The 15,704-nt window shown below is 63.8% G+C and carries 7 protein-coding genes and 1 rRNA gene; 1 reads left to right on the top strand and 7 read right to left on the bottom strand.

All coding sequences use genetic code 11. The features are described 5' to 3' along the window. Positions 1-229: 229 nt before the first annotated feature. The 4 genes from ACSQ12_RS03910 to ACSQ12_RS03895 form a co-directional block, all read right to left on the bottom strand. Positions 230-1,753, bottom strand: a 16S ribosomal RNA gene (locus tag ACSQ12_RS03910). Between the two features lie 482 nt (positions 1,754-2,235). Beyond that, entirely contained in the window at positions 2,236-5,910 is a 3,675-nt protein-coding gene (locus ACSQ12_RS03905) for a 1,4-alpha-glucan branching enzyme (RefSeq protein WP_436064409.1), read from the bottom strand. A 1-nt stretch (position 5,911) separates the two neighbouring features. Continuing rightward, a complete protein-coding gene (gene treS, locus ACSQ12_RS03900) occupies positions 5,912-7,708 on the bottom strand; it encodes a maltose alpha-D-glucosyltransferase (protein WP_209747281.1) in 1,797 nt (598 codons plus the stop codon). A gap of 5 nt (positions 7,709-7,713) precedes the next feature. Then, positions 7,714-9,786, bottom strand: coding sequence for an alpha-1,4-glucan--maltose-1-phosphate maltosyltransferase (locus ACSQ12_RS03895; protein WP_436064408.1), 2,073 nt, complete (start codon positions 9,784-9,786; stop codon positions 7,714-7,716). 131 nt (positions 9,787-9,917) lie between these two features. On the opposite strand from ACSQ12_RS03895, the gene glgP reads away from it, so the two are divergent. Continuing rightward, positions 9,918-12,536 (top strand): alpha-glucan family phosphorylase, encoded by a 2,619-nt coding sequence (glgP, locus tag ACSQ12_RS03890; protein ID WP_436064407.1) that lies wholly within the window; start codon positions 9,918-9,920, stop codon positions 12,534-12,536. A 107-nt stretch (positions 12,537-12,643) separates the two neighbouring features. Here glgP and ACSQ12_RS03885 read toward each other — a convergent pair whose 3' ends face one another. Genes ACSQ12_RS03885 through glgX form a run of 3 tightly spaced genes read right to left on the bottom strand, consistent with a single transcriptional unit; the run spans position 12,644 to position 15,614 of the window. Beyond that, a complete protein-coding gene (locus ACSQ12_RS03885) occupies positions 12,644-13,000 on the bottom strand; it encodes a barstar family protein (protein ID WP_209747285.1) in 357 nt (118 codons plus the stop codon). 8 nt (positions 13,001-13,008) lie between these two features. Then, positions 13,009-13,479: a ribonuclease domain-containing protein gene (locus ACSQ12_RS03880; protein ID WP_436064406.1), complete on the bottom strand. Its 471-nt coding sequence runs from the start codon at positions 13,477-13,479 to the stop codon at positions 13,009-13,011. 20 nt (positions 13,480-13,499) lie between these two features. Continuing rightward, positions 13,500-15,614 carry a glycogen debranching protein GlgX gene (glgX, locus tag ACSQ12_RS03875; RefSeq protein WP_436064405.1) on the bottom strand — a complete coding sequence of 705 codons (2,115 nt, stop codon included), beginning with the start codon at positions 15,612-15,614 and terminating at the stop codon, positions 13,500-13,502. Positions 15,615-15,704: the final 90 nt, after the last annotated feature.

The raw sequence follows: 15,704 nt of genomic DNA, 5'->3' as shown, positions 1-15,704 counted from the left end.
TCAGGACCCAACAGTGTGCCAAACACTAAACCGCCTGCGCCCCGCCCCCGCCGTTCCAGGACACTCAAGAGCATCCGTACTGGGCAAGGACAAAACCATGCGGCCGCTATTTGCTGATATTCCACCCGTGAGCACCCGCCGCAGAACTATCGTCTGCGCAACGGGCGTACTCCTGACAACACCACCACACCCGCATACACGGGGCAGGGTTGCTGTAGGTGCTCCTTAGAAAGGAGGTGATCCAGCCGCACCTTCCGGTACGGCTACCTTGTTACGACTTAGTCCCAATCGCCAGTCCCACCTTCGACAGCTCCCTCCCACAAGGGGTTAGGCCACCGGCTTCGGGTGTTACCAACTTTCGTGACTTGACGGGCGGTGTGTACAAGGCCCGGGAACGTATTCACCGCAGCGTTGCTGATCTGCGATTACTAGCGACTCCGACTTCATGGGGTCGAGTTGCAGACCCCAATCCGAACTGAGACCGGCTTTTTGGGATTAGCTCCACCTCACAGTATCGCAACCCTTTGTACCGGCCATTGTAGCATGCGTGAAGCCCAAGACATAAGGGGCATGATGATTTGACGTCGTCCCCACCTTCCTCCGAGTTGACCCCGGCAGTCTCCCATGAGTCCCCGCCATTACGCGCTGGCAACATGGAACGAGGGTTGCGCTCGTTGCGGGACTTAACCCAACATCTCACGACACGAGCTGACGACAACCATGCACCACCTGTGAACCGGCCCCAAAGGGGAAGGACTGTTTCCAGCCCGGTCCGGCCCATGTCAAGCCTTGGTAAGGTTCTTCGCGTTGCATCGAATTAATCCGCATGCTCCGCCGCTTGTGCGGGCCCCCGTCAATTCCTTTGAGTTTTAGCCTTGCGGCCGTACTCCCCAGGCGGGGCACTTAATGCGTTAGCTACGGCGCGGAAAACGTGGAATGTCCCCCACACCTAGTGCCCAACGTTTACGGCATGGACTACCAGGGTATCTAATCCTGTTCGCTCCCCATGCTTTCGCTCCTCAGCGTCAGTTAATGCCCAGAGACCTGCCTTCGCCATCGGTGTTCCTCCTGATATCTGCGCATTTCACCGCTACACCAGGAATTCCAGTCTCCCCTACATCACTCTAGTCTGCCCGTACCCACCGCAGATCCGGAGTTGAGCCCCGGACTTTCACGGCAGACGCGACAAACCGCCTACGAGCTCTTTACGCCCAATAATTCCGGATAACGCTTGCGCCCTACGTATTACCGCGGCTGCTGGCACGTAGTTAGCCGGCGCTTCTTCTGCAGGTACCGTCACTTTCGCTTCTTCCCTACTGAAAGAGGTTTACAACCCGAAGGCCGTCATCCCTCACGCGGCGTCGCTGCATCAGGCTTTCGCCCATTGTGCAATATTCCCCACTGCTGCCTCCCGTAGGAGTCTGGGCCGTGTCTCAGTCCCAGTGTGGCCGGTCACCCTCTCAGGCCGGCTACCCGTCGTCGCCTTGGTGAGCCATTACCTCACCAACAAGCTGATAGGCCGCGAGTCCATCCAAAACCACAAAAAGCTTTCCACCCCCCACCATGCGATGAGGAGTCATATCCGGTATTAGACCCAGTTTCCCAGGCTTATCCCAGAGTTAAGGGCAGGTTACTCACGTGTTACTCACCCGTTCGCCACTAATCCCCCCACAAGTGAGGTTCATCGTTCGACTTGCATGTGTTAAGCACGCCGCCAGCGTTCATCCTGAGCCAGGATCAAACTCTCCGTTGAAGTAAAACAAAAACAGACACAACCAGGAACCACGGGAAAACGCGGAACCAGACTGCACAAAATTTGAAACCAGCTGTAAAAACCAGACCACACCACGGGGTGGCGGATCCAGTCAATTCAACCAATCCATAAAATAAATTGGTATCAACAAACTTGGCACACTATTGAGTTCTCAAACAACAGACACACCCGGCACCACCACAACATCTCAGCCGTGGATCGCTCCGGAGCAACTTGTCTAACTTACCCGCTCGCTTCACCCGAGTCAATTCGGCCATCCCGACTCACAGTGCTTGTGGCATTCCGTGTTGTCTTGGCTGGCCAACTCCGGGGAGCAGCGCGGAAATAAACTGTACCACCACTTCGGCGAGGATACAAAGCCGCCTCCCACGAGCATGGGAAAAGCCCGGAATCACAAGGATTCCGGGCTTTCCCAGCGACTCAACGCCGCCGGATCAGCTGACAGACTGCCGTCAGGGAGGTCAGCTGGCCGGCTTGAAGAACGCGGCGCCGAGCGGAGGCAGCGTAACGGTCAGCGTCGCCGGCTGGCCGTCCTGCCCCTCGGTGCTAGCCGTGAGCGCGCCTTGGTTCAGCACGCCCGAACCGCCGTAGCTGGAGTGGTCCGTGTTGAGGACTTCCTGCCAGGCCCCCGCCGCAGGTACGCCCAGGGTATAGCCCTGGTGCGGGCCGCCGGAGAAGTTGATCGCGCACACCAGCGGATTGCCATCGGTGTCCCACCGGATAAACGACAGGACGTTGCGGTCGGCGTCCCCACCGTTGATCCACTGGAATCCGCCCGGTTCGTTGTCCCGTTCGTAAAGTGCCGGAGTCGATGAGTAGAGCTCGTTCAGGTCCTTGGTGAGCAACTGGACGCCGCGGTGCGCGGGGATGTCCGCCAAGTACCAGTCCAGGCCGTGCTGTTCGGACCATTCCGCTTCCTGGCCGAATTCAGTGCCCATGAAGATCAGCTGCTTGCCGGGATGAGCCCACTGGTACGCCAGGAACGCACGGAGGTTGGCCAGCTGCTGCCAGCGGTCACCGGGCATTTTCCGGAGCATGGAGCCTTTGCCGTGCACAACTTCGTCGTGACTGATGGGCAGCAGGAAGTTTTCCGTGAATGCGTAGACCAGCGAGAAGGTCACCGTTCCGTGGTGCCACTTGCGGTTGATCGGGTCTTCGGATGCGTACTTGAGCGAGTCGTGCATCCAGCCCATGTTCCATTTGAGGCCGAAGCCCAGGCCGCCGACGCTGGTCGGGGCGGTCACACCGGGGAATGCGGTGGACTCCTCCGCGATCATCACAGCGCCCGGGTGGGTCTTGTAGACCGTAGCGTTCGCTTCCTGCAGGAAGGAGATGGCCTCAAGGTTCTCGCGGCCGCCGTACCTGTTGGGCTGCCACTGGCCTTCCTCGCGTGAGTAGTCGAGGTACAGCATCGATGCCACGGCATCCACCCGGAGGCCGTCGATGTGGAACTCGTCCAGCCAGTAGAGCGCATTGGATACCAGGAAGTTGCGGACTTCCGTCCGGCCGAAGTCGAAGATCAGCGTGCCCCAGTCGGGGTGCTCGCCAAGGTTGGGGTCGGCGTGCTCGTACAGTGGCTCGCCGTCGAACTGGGCCAGGGCCCAGGCGTCCTTGGGGAAGTGGGCCGGCACCCAGTCAAGAAGGACGCCGATTCCTTCCTGGTGCAGGGCATCCACGAGGAACCTGAATTCGTCGGGGTGGCCGAACCTGGACGTGGGAGCGAAGTAGGACGTGACCTGGTAGCCCCACGAGCCGCCGAAGGGGTGCTCCGCCACCGGCATAAACTCCACGTGGGTGAAGCCGAGCCACTTGACGTACTCCACGAGTTCCTTGGCCAGCTCCCGGTACCCCAGCCCGAGCCGCCAGGATCCAAGGTGGACCTCGTACACGCTCATCGGCGAATTGTGCGGGTCCCGCTCGGCGCGGGCCGCCATCCATTCCTCGTCCTTGAAGGCGTATGCGGACTCAACGACACGCGACGCCGTGAGCGGCGGGACCTCGGTTCCGAATGCCAGGGGGTCGGCTTTTTCCACCCAGTGGCCGGCTTTGGTCTTGATTTCAAACTTGTAGCACGCCCCTGCTAAAACGCCCGGGATGAAGAGTTCCCAGACGCCGGATGAGCCCAGGGAGCGCATCGAGTTTTCCCGGCCGTCCCAGGCGTTGAAGTCACCCTTGACCCTGACAGCCTGTGCATTCGGCGCCCACACGGCGAACGAAACGCCGTCCACGTCGCCGAGCGAAGACTTGTAGTGCTGGACGTGCGCGCCCAGGACTTCCCACAGCTTCTCGTGGCGGCCTTCACCGATCAGGTGCAGGTCCACTTCACCGACCGTGGGCAGGTAGTGGTATGGATCGTCCGTAGCCTGCGGAGGCACACCCTCGTAGGTTACTTCCAGCCGGTAGTCGGGAACGTGGCCCGGCTGGAGGGGTTCGAGCACGGCAGTCCAGACGCCGTCCGCCTCGTGCGTCATGGGTACCGAACCGGCGGCGGTCACCACGGACACGGCGGCCGCAAGGTGCTTCACGGTGCGGACTGTGACATGACCGTGGTCGTCAAGGTGCGCGCCCAGCACGGAGTGCGGGGCGTGGTATTCGCCGGACGCCACCTTTGCAAGCGTCTCCGGGTCCACCTGGAGGGGCGCACCGGGCCGGTCTGTACGTGCTGAGCCTGTCATTTTGTTACCTTCCGCTGCGGCTCCGGCTGAAGCGCCGGAACCTGTACTGCTGAGGAGACGTCGTGAGGCATTCACTGGAATGTCCAGCCATCCGGGCCTGTTCCGCAACTCATAAACAACTTCATACAACGCCTTGTCCAGCCACAATGCCACAAACAGGGGCGAGCCGCGGTCAATGGTCCCGGGCGTAATTTCGCCATACCCCGCAAGGAACGCTTCGGCGCAGTCGTCCACCCACGAACCGGGTACATGCACGCCTTCCCGCTCGCGTTCGGCGGCACCGGCGGCATAGTCGAAGGACCGCAACATGCCGACGACGTCGCGCAGCGGCACGTCAGGGAAGTTGCGTTCCGCGATGGGCCTCAGCGGCTCGCCTTCGAAGTCCAGGATGGCCCAGCGTTCCGGCTCCCCCGGGTGCCCCGGCACCTGCAGGATCTGCCCCAGGTGGAGGTCACCGTGGATCCGCTGCAGCGCCCCGGCGTTGCTCCCTTCCAGCTGAGTGAGCAGGCCGGCAAGCGCGTCGTCGTACTGCCCGACGGCGGGACCGGCTTCCGCCCACGACTGGCGTACGCGCTGGGCTACTCCGGGAGCTATGTCCTTTCCCGGCGCCGATTCCGCAGCCAGGCCCAGCGCCTCGGCCAGGCGGCGGTGCACTGTCGCGGTTGCTACGCCCAGGGCATGGGCTTCGGAAGTGAAGTCAGTGCCGGAACTTGCGGCATCGACGGCCAGCCGCCAGGCGTCCCGGCCGCCAGCCAGGAACTCATGGGCGACAGCCAGTTCGCCTTCAACGGTCCTCGGATTGTCCCCGGCGGCGTCCAGCGGAGCTTGCCACTCGCCCGTGACCCAGCCGAGAGTGGCGGGCACTTCGGAGGTCCTGGCCTGGGTGAGGGCAGCACCGATTTCCACTTCCGGATTCCGTCCTTCGGACAGCACACGGAAGAATTTGACGATCGCCGCGGAGCCGCCGTCGTCCACTATCACCGAACTGTTTGACTGCTCACCGGAGAGGACCTTCACAGTCCCGGTGGCGGTGGGCAGCCGGTAGTCGGAGGGCACGAGGTGGCCAACGGCCTTTCCTTCCGGCGAGGTCCCGCCGCTTCGCATCAGTTCCAGCCACGCCGAGACAAACACGGGGTCATGGACGGCGTCGTAGATCCAGCGCCGTTCATGGGCGGCGTCGCCGCCCTCGCCGACCAGCGCCGCCTCCTTGCCGGTCAGGGGTTCAACGCGATAGCTGAGCGGGACCTGTACAACATCGGTGCGGCTGCCGCCGTCGGCCGTGGAATACGTGACCGCAGCGAGGAACACCTCAAGGCCCACCTCGCCGCTGCCGTCGTCCAGGCGCACCCCGCCGACGGGTGACAACGTGAAGTCACCTGTCTTGACGGGGAACCAGCGCTGGCGCGGCAGCCAGCCGCGGAGCAGTTCGGCGAGAGAGGGGTGGAGCGTGGATTGGGTCATTTCAGCCTTCGATGGACAGGACCGGCATGGCCTGAGTAAACGGCGAGGCCGGGTTGGAAGCAGCGGAACGGATCCGGAGCCAGAAGAAATCGTGGCTGCCGAGCGTCAGCGTAAGACGTCCGTCGTCGCCGATGGCCGGGAACGGCTGGCCGCCGAAAACGTCCCGGAGGCCGCGGCCGGCATACTGCGGAATCCGCAGCGTGGTGGCCACGGGATGCTGCGAGAGGTTGAAGGCGCACAGGATCGATTCGGCGTCTTCACCCGCCGCATTGTCCGGGCCCAGTTCCCGCAGGTAGGCAAGCACGACGTCGTGGTCCGCCTCGACGTGCTTGAACGTGCCAAGCCCGAAGGCAGGGTGGTTCTTCCGGACGCTAAGGATCTGCCGGGTCCACCGGAGCAGCGAGCCGGAGTGCGCGGCCTCGGCCTCCACGTTGGCCATGCCGTAGTTGTACACCAGCGACTGGATGACCGGCAGGTAGAGCTTGCCCGGATCCGCGTGCGAGAAGCCCGCGTTGCGGTCCGGGTTCCACTGCATGGGGGTGCGGACGGCGTCGCGGTCCTCAAGCCAGATGTTGTCGCCCATGCCGATTTCATCGCCGTAATACAGGAACGGGCTCCCCGGCAGCGAAAGCAGCAGGGCATTGATGAGCTCAATCTCGGATCGGGAATTATCCAGCAGTGGTGCCAGCCTGCGGCGGATGCCGATGTTGGCTCGCATGCGGGGGTCCGGTGCGTACCAGCCGAGCATGGCCGCGCGTTCGTCGGCAGTGACCATTTCCAGAGTGAGTTCGTCGTGGTTGCGCAGGAAGGTTCCCCACTGGGCGCCTTCGGGAATGTCAGGGGTGTCCTTCATCGTCTCGATGATGGGCGCCGCTTTCTGGTCCCGCAGCGCGTAGTAGAGGCGCGGCATGATCGGGAAGTGGAAGGCCATGTGGCACTCGGGTTCTTCCTCGGTGCCGAAGTACTCCACTACCTCGACCGGCGGCTGGTTGGCCTCGGCAATGATGACCCTGCCCGGGTAGTTCTCGTCCACCATCTTCCGCAGCTTGCGCAGGAAATCGTGCGTGGCGGGCAGGTTCTCGCAGTTGGTGCCCTCTTCCTCGAACAGGTACGGGATGGCGTCTGCGCGGAAACCGTCGATCCCCTGATCCAGCCAGAACCGGACGACGTCGAAAAGAGCGTCGATGACCTTCGGGTTCTCAAAGTTCAGGTCGGGCTGGTGGCTGAAGAACCGGTGCCAGAAGAACTGCCGCCGGATGGGGTCGAAGGTCCAGTTGGATTCTTCGGTGTCCACAAAAATGATGCGGGCATCCTGGTACTTCTCGTCGGTATCGCTCCAAACGTAGAAGTCGCCGAACGGTCCGTCAGGGTCCTTGCGGGACTCCTGGAACCACGGGTGCTGGTCCGAGGTGTGGTTCAGCGGCAGGTCGATGATCACGCGCACGCCGCGGGCGTGGGCTTCGGCCACGAGCCGCTTGAAGTCGCTGATGGTGCCGAACTCGTCCAGGACAGAGTTGTAGTCCGAGATGTCGTAGCCACCGTCACGGAGCGGCGACTGGAAGAACGGCGGCAGCCAGAGGCAGTCGACGCCCAGCCACTGCAGGTAGTCCAGTTTTTCGATGAGCCCGTGGAAATCGCCCGACCCGTCGCCGTTTCCGTCTGCAAAGCCTCGGACCAGGACTTCGTAAAACACTGCTTTGCGGTACCACAGGGGATCGTGTTGCAGGCCGGGGGCGTTGAGTTCGAACGTGCCCTTGGGGGTGAAATGCTGGCTCGGGTTCTGCGGACTAAAACTCACGTATGCTACCTCCGGATGTTCAGGATGTGTGCCGGCTCCACGTGGGCGTCAAGCCGCACGTAGTTGTATTCGCCCCATTCCCAGCTCTCGCCGGTCAGCAAATCATCCACCCTGAAGCCGCCGTTATGCGTGAGGTCGGCCGGGTCGAGGTCAAGTGCGGCCAGATCCAGGGAAACGGTGCTCTCCCGGGTGCTGTGCGGGTCGACGTTCACCACGATGATCAGGGTGTCCTTGGTGCCATCCGGAAGCGTCTTGTGCTTCGAGTAGACGATCGTGGCGTCATCGGTGCTGTGGTGCAGCGTCAGGTTCTGCAGGTCCCCCAGCGCCGCGTGGGTGTGGCGGATTTCGTTGAGCCGAGTGAGGTACGGAGCCAACGTCCGGCCGGATTCCGCCGCAGCGTCCCAGTCGCGGGCCTTGTATTCGAACTTCTCGTTGTCGATGTATTCCTCGGCGCCGGGCCGGGCCACATGCTCGTAGAGTTCGTAACCGGCGTAGACGCCCCAGAGCGGGCTGGCCGTTGCTGCCAAGGCGGCACGGATCTTGAACGCGGCCGGACCGCCGTACTGCAGGTACTCGGTCAGGATGTCCGGTGTGTTCACGAAGAAGTTCGGTCGGAAATATGCCGGGGACTTCTGGCTGACTTCGGTGAAGTACTCCTCAAGCTCCGTCTTGGTGTTCCGCCAGGTGAAGTACGTGTACGACTGCTGGAAACCGGCACGTCCCAGCGCGTGCATCATGGCCGGCCGGGTGAAGGCCTCCGCGAGGAAGACAACCTCGGGGTGCTTCTTGTTGACCTTGGCAATCAGCCATTCCCAGAACCACACCGGCTTGGTGTGCGGGTTGTCCACCCGGAAGATCTTGACGCCGTGGCTCACCCAGAGCAGCACGATCCGAAAAATCTCCTTGGACAGGCCCTCGGGATCGTTGTCGAAGTTCAGCGGGAAAATGTCCTGGTACTTCTTCGGCGGGTTCTCGGCGTAGGCGATGCTGCCGTCAACGCGGGTGGTGAACCATTCCGGGTGCGACTCCACCCACGGGTGGTCCGGGGCCGCCTGCAGGGCAAGGTCCAGGGCAACCTCGAGGCCGAGTTCCCGGGCGCGGGCCACGAAGGCGTCAAAGTCCTCGAAAGTGCCGAGGTCCGGGTGGATGGCGTCGTGGCCGCCTTCCTTGGCACCGATGGCCCAGGGCGAACCGGGATCGTGCGGTCCGGCAATCAGTGTGTTGTTGGGTCCCTTGCGGTGCTGGATGCCGATCGGGTGGATGGGCGGCATGTAGATGACGTCGAAACCCATTTCCGCGACTGCGTCGAGCCGTTTCGCAGCAGTCTGGAACGTGCCTGACTGCCACTCCCCGGTGGTGTGGTTGCGGACGGCACCCTCGGACCGGGGGAAGAACTCGTACCAGGCGCCGCGGCCGGCCAGATCGCGTTCCACGAGAAGGGGGAAGCGTTCCGAGACTGTGACCAGTTCGCGGATGGGCTGGCGTTCGACGACGTCAGTCACCTCGGATCCGAATCCGGCAGCGAGCCGCTCCTCCGGGGACAGCGACGTGTTCGACAGGACCACGACGGCGGTTCGCAGGGTCCGCCTGTCGGCGGACGGACGGGCGGGGTCTTCGGCCGCCTGGGACAGCAGTGCGGCACCTTCGGCCAGCATCAGTTCGACGTCGATGCCCGCCTCGACCTTGACCTCGGCGTTGTGGTGCCAGGTCCCGTACCGGTCATGCCAGGCCTCGATGGCGAACGACCAGTTGCCGGTACCGGTCGGCGTGATGATGCCTTCCCACCTGTCGGTCCCCTTGCCGCGGTCGCCGCGGGGCGGCGCCAGCCGGACGCGCTGACGCTCCTTGCCTTTGGGATCAAACAGCACCGCGCTGACTCCGAGCTGATCGTGCCCTTCGCGGAATGCCGTCGCGCCGACTACGAGCCCTTCACCGGGCAGCGCCTTCGCCGGAAACCTACCTCCGTCCACTACTGGCTGTACGGCGGTGATCGGGAACCTGCCAAACTGCAGGCCTTCCGTGATCAGGGCCTTAGGCTTTTTGCTGGATCCGGCACTGGTTCGCGTATTAGTCGTCACAAACTCGACGTTATCGAGAAATCCCCCATTTTGCTAAGGGAACTTTCGTTTTTCCCCAAGCAATCCGTCATTTACCTAAAAGAAACCTAAACCTGTTCCGGCGGCCCATCTTGTCCGTTAGTGTGACGCAGGTGAAGGCTATCCGCAGATTTACCGTCCGAACCGTTCTTCCGGAATCTATCCGGCCGCTGGCCCGGTTGGCCACCAACCTGCGGTGGTCATGGCACCGGCCCACCCGGGAACTTTTTGAAGGACTGAACCCCGCTATTTGGGATGAGAGCGCACACGACCCCGTCACTTTCCTGGGCCTCGTGAGCCGCGAGGAACTGCAGCGGCTGGCCGCGGACCAGGACGTTGTCCGCCGCGTGCACGCCGCCGCCGAAGACCTGGACCGCTACCTGGACCAGCCCCGCTGGTACCAGAGCCTGGGCGACGACGCTCCGTCCTGCATCGCGTATTTCTCACCGGAATTCGGAATCACCGAAGTCTTGCCGCAGTATTCCGGCGGCCTGGGAATTCTGGCCGGCGACCACCTTAAGGCGGCATCGGACCTCGGTGTGCCGCTCATCGGCGTCGGCCTGCTCTACCAGGCCGGCTATTTCAAGCAGTCCCTGTCCAGGGACGCCTGGCAGCAGGAAACGTACCCCGTCCTTGACCCGGACGGGCTCCCGTTGACCCTCCTGCGCGAGGAGACCCCCGACGGCAACGGCAAGCCCATCCAGATCTCACTGCCGCTCCCCCACGGGCGCCGGCTGCTGGCACACATCTGGCGTGCCGACGTCGGGCGTGTTCCCCTGCTGCTGCTCGATTCGAATGTGCCGGGCAACGACGATGCCGCCCGCGGCATTACGGACCGTTTGTACGGCGGCGGCGGCGACCACCGCCTCCAGCAGGAGCTGCTGCTGGGAATGGGCGGCGTGAAGGCGCTACGCGTCTACCAGCGCCTTACGGGTTGCGCAGCGCCGGAGGTGTTCCACACCAACGAGGGCCACGCCGGTTTCCTGGGTATCGAGCGCATCCAGGAGCTGATGTCGTCGGACAGTCCGCTGAGCTGGGAGGAAGCCCTCGCGGCGGGGCGTGCCTCCACCGTCTTCACCACGCACACCCCGGTACCCGCGGGCATCGACCGTTTCGAGGTTTCCCAGATCCAGCACTTCTTCGAGGGCGGACTGGCTCCCGACGTTCCGGTGTCCCGGATCCTGGACCTGGGCCGCGAAAACTTTGCGGACGGCAACCCCTCGGTGTTCAACATGGCCGTGATGGGATTGCGCCTGGCACAGCGCGCCAACGGCGTGGCCAAGCTCCACGGGGTGGTGTCCCGCGGGATGTTCTCGGCCCTTTGGCCGGGATTCGACCACTCTGAAGTTCCCATCACCTCCGTGACCAACGGAGTCCACGTCCCCACATGGGTGGACAGCCGCGTCTCCAAGCTGGCCCGCGAGCAGTTCGGTGCCGAGGCGGAAGCCATGGGCCGCTGGGACCTTGCCTACAACGTCAGCGACGAGGACGTCTGGGCTCTCCGCCGCGAGATGCGTGTCTCGCTCGTGGAGGACGTCCGCAAGCGGCTGCGCGCGGCCTGGAAAAAGCGCGGGGCGGCAGACGCGGAGCTCGGCTGGACCGATTCCGTGCTGGACCCGGACGTGCTCACCATCGGTTTTGCCCGCCGCGTGCCCACGTATAAGCGGCTTACCCTGATGCTCCGGGAACCCGCCCGGCTCAAGGCCCTGCTGCTGCACGAGACACACCCCATCCAGCTGGTGATCGCGGGTAAGTCCCACCCGGCGGATGATGCCGGTAAGAAGATGATCCAGGACCTCGTCCGGTTCACCGACGATCCTGAAGTGCGCCACCGGATCGCGTTCCTGCCCAACTACGACATCGCCATGGCGCGTACGCTCTTCCCCGGTTGCGATGTATGGCTGAACAACCCGCTGCGCCCGCTCGAAGCCTGCGGTACGTCCGGAATGAAAGCGGCCATCAACGGTTCGCTGAACCTCTCGGTGCTGGACGGCTGGTGGGATGAGATGTACGACGGCGAAAACGGCTGGGCCATCCCCACCGCCAACAACAACGCCTCGCCCGAGGAACGGGACGACATCGAAGCAGCGGCGCTGTACGAGCTCCTCGAGACGCAGGTGGCACCCCGCTTCTACGGACTCACCGTGTCCGACGGCGCCGGAGCCGCAGGACCGTCGGAGCCCGGACCGCAGAAGGTGCCCACCCACTGGGTATCGATGATCAAACACACGATGGCGCACCTGGGTCCGGCCGTGTCCGCTGAGCGGATGCTGCAGGACTATGTGAACATCCTCTACCGCCCCGCTGCGATCGCCGGACGGAGCGCCGTCGCGGACAACTTCGCCCAGTCGAAGTCCCTGGCGGCCTGGACGTCACAGATCCGTGCTGCGTGGCCGCAGATCCAGGTGGAGCACGTCGATTCGGTTGGCGTGTCCGAGGACCCGCAGATCGGCGACACGCTCCAGGTGAACGCCTACATCGCGCTGCACGACCTCGATCCGGACGACGTCGCCGTGGAAGTGGCGTATGGCCGGGCCGAGGAAAGCGACGAACTGGCCGACGTCACGGTGGCGGACCTGGTGCCAAAGGAGGACCTCGGCAAGGGACGCTACCTCTTCAGCGGCTCGCTGCTGATCGATCGTTCCGGGTCCTTCGGCTACACGGTGCGTGTACTGCCCAAACATTCGGCCCTCGCCTCGCGGGCGGAACTCGGGCTTATCGTCAACGCCTGATCCGCCGTCGAACGAAACGCTCCCTCGCTGAGGGAGCGTTTCGTCTTTAACGGCGAAAAGTGAGGGAGGGTTTGGGTTTAGGCGGCAGGAAATGAGAGAGCGTCCGGCTAGAGGCAGACGGTGATCACCGACAGGCTCTTGCCCGCATAGCTCTCCGCGTCCTGCAGGATCTCGCAGATGATGCCGAAGGACCGGTCCGAACGGAAGGCAGCCGGGACCTGCCAGATGAACGTCAGAGGTTCCTTGCCGTCGTCCGTGACGGTATCCGCGAAGTCGTGCAGCGAGTCGTTGAGCGCGTCGAGGTTCACTCCGTAGTGTTCGGGGAAATCCAGCACTTCCCCGAACGTCTGGAGCACTGCTCTTTTCGTGTCGGCAGCGGGAATCACCAGCACTCTGCGGCCAGCATCAGACGCCTGCTCGCGGAGCTCCTCGACGGTCCAGGTATCAGCGGAGTAAATCTTCATGCGTGCCTCTATTTGCCTTCCAGAATATGCAGAAACGATTCGTAGTGATCGGGCGTGTAATACTTCTCGGCGGCCCCCCCGACGACGATCCGGCGGGCGCCCCGGTCCGATTCGCCGGGGGTCCTGACCGTGAATTCCTTGTAGTAGCCGGCCGGCTTCCGCGGCAGCAGTCGCTCAAAATTGCTGAAGACAGCGCCGTCACGCGCATACGGATACGGCCCGCCGCGGGCAATCAGGGCCAGGGTCGAGCGTGCCTCCGGCGGAAGGGCGGACGCGGCGACGGCTTCCAGGCCCGAGGTGTTTTGCACGTCGGGACCGGCAGGGGCGGTGCCCTCGACGGCCGGGGCGGGCGCCGCCGTCGAACCCGCCGTGATATCCGGACTGACCGGGCTCCCCGGTGTATTGGACAGGACCAGGCCCAGGACGGCCACGAGCACCAGGACCCCGGCCAGGACCAGGAGCCTCGCGATCCCCCTCATGCATTCCCCATGTGCCGGGCCTACGTGCGGTAGATGCTGATGGTGTTGGACTGCACCACGTCACGTTCGCCGGCGGCAACCCTGACTCCTTGGCGGCGGTCGTGGAGTTCCGACGTGGTCAACCGGAGTTCGAAGAGCCGCTTGCCCGTGCCGTCGTCATTGCTGACGTCCGGCAGCGTGATCTTGATGTCATGGGCGCTGCCGTTCACCACCACGAGTCCGTCCACCTGGCCGTCGTCCGAGCCCAGCAGCAGCTGGACCACCCGGTGCTGCGGATCGTTCCAGCGGTCCATGGACATGGGCTTGCCGTGTTCGTCGAACCAGTGCAGGTAGGCCTGTTTGTCCCGCGTGGGGTAGTGGTGCGGCTGCCCGGCCAGGAACTCCTTCCGGAGCCGGATGACGCGCTTGGTGCTCCGAAGCATGGCATGGGATTCAGGCGTGCTGGTCCAGTCAAGCCAGGTGATGTGGTTGTCCTGGCAGTAGGCGTTGTTGTTGCCCTGCTGGGTGCGGCCGATCTCGTCGCCGGCGGTGATCATGGGGATGCCCATGGACACCATCAGGGTGGCCATCAGGTTGCGGCTGGTCTGGGCCCGGAGCGCCAGGATCTCTTCGTCTTCGGTCGGTCCCTCGAAACCGTGGTTGTAGCTGCGGTTGTCCCCGTGGCCGTCGCGGTTCTGCTCACCGTTGGCCTCGTTGTGCTTGCGGTCGTAGGACACGAGGTCGGCCAGCGTGAAGCCATCGTGGGCGGTGACGAGGTTGACGGAGGCCATCCGGGAACGTCCGGATTCCGCGAAAAGGCTTGCCGAGCCGGAGATGGAGTCGGCCAGACGGGCAACGGAACCACCCTGGCCGCCGGCCTCGATCGCAGCCCGGTCGGCGAGCCAGAACGAGCGCAGGGCGTCACGGTAGTGGTCGTTCCAGTCCACCCAGCCGGGCGGAAAACGTCCGGTCTGCCAGCCGCCGTAGCCCACGTCCCACGGCTCGGCGATCAGCTTGACGGAAGACAGCACCGGGTCCGCGGCAACGGCCACGAGGAAGGGATGGTGCGGGTCGAAGTCATTCGCGGCGTTGCGGCACAGTGTTACCGCGAGATCGAAGCGGAAGCCGTCGATGTGGAACTCGTCCACCCAGTACCTCAGCGAATCAAGGACCAGCTGGACCACGCGGGGGTGGCCGAAGTTCAGGCTGTTGCCGCACCCGGTAGTATCCACGTACCTGCCGTGGCCGTCATTGCGGTAATACTGCATCTCCCCCAGACCGCGGAAGCTGAGCGTCTGCCCGTCTCGGCCTCCCTCGGCCGTGTGGTTGTACACAACGTCCAGGATCACTTCCAGGCCCGCCGCATGCAGGAGCTTGACCATGCCCTTGAATTCGTCCTGCACCGCCTGCGGTCCTGCCGCCTGGGCGGCTTGCGTGGCGTAGGCCGGATGGGGCGCAAAGAACGCCGCCGTGTTGTAGCCCCAGTAATTGGTCATGCCCAGATTCTGGAGATGCGGCTCGTCCAGATGGAAATGGACAGGCAACAGCTGGACCGAGGTGATGCCCAGGCCGGTGAGGTGCTCAATCATTGCCGGGTGCGCCATGCCGGCGTACGTGCCCCGGAGCTCCTCGGGGATGTCCGGATGGAGCATGCTCTGGCCGCGGACGTGGGCTTCGTAAATGATGGTGTTGCGCCACGAGACGTGCGGATTGCGGTCGCCGCCCCAGTCGAATCCGCCGGACATGCGGACATTCGTGAGGAACCCGTCGCGTTGATCCACGGCCCGGCCGTAAGGGTCCAGCAGCAGCGGCTGCTGGCCATCGTCGTCGAACGCCACGGTGGGCACTGACACCGGCAGGGCATCATCCTCCGGCGAGGAGCGGAAGCCGTACCGCGATCCCACGGGGAAGCCGTCCACGATGCCGTGGTGGACGTCGTTGGTGATGTTCGGCAGGGTCTTCAGCTGCCACGTTCCGCCGGGCGCGCAGTAGGCGATTTCCAGCGTGTCCACGCCGGGGGCGTAGACCGCGACGTTGGCGCAGGCACTCTGAGGATCGTCCGTTGCCGGTGACCCCGTGCGCGGAACGCTGATACCCAGTGGAAACGGCCGGGAGGCGTCCACGGTGGAGGCTGTGTCTAGGAGTGGCATGACCATTGCTTAAATATTAGCTGTGCCACACAAATGTCCGATATTCGGCGCTATGTGTCGGGAAATGGGCTGGCCTTGTTCAGCGTTGCCATACTG

The sequence above is a fragment of the Arthrobacter sp. LjRoot14 genome (assembly GCF_964253905.1).
Taxonomy (GTDB): Bacteria; Actinomycetota; Actinomycetes; order Actinomycetales; family Micrococcaceae; genus Arthrobacter.
Note: the sequence above shows the minus strand (reverse complement) of the source record. Positions and strands in the feature narration are given on the sequence as shown.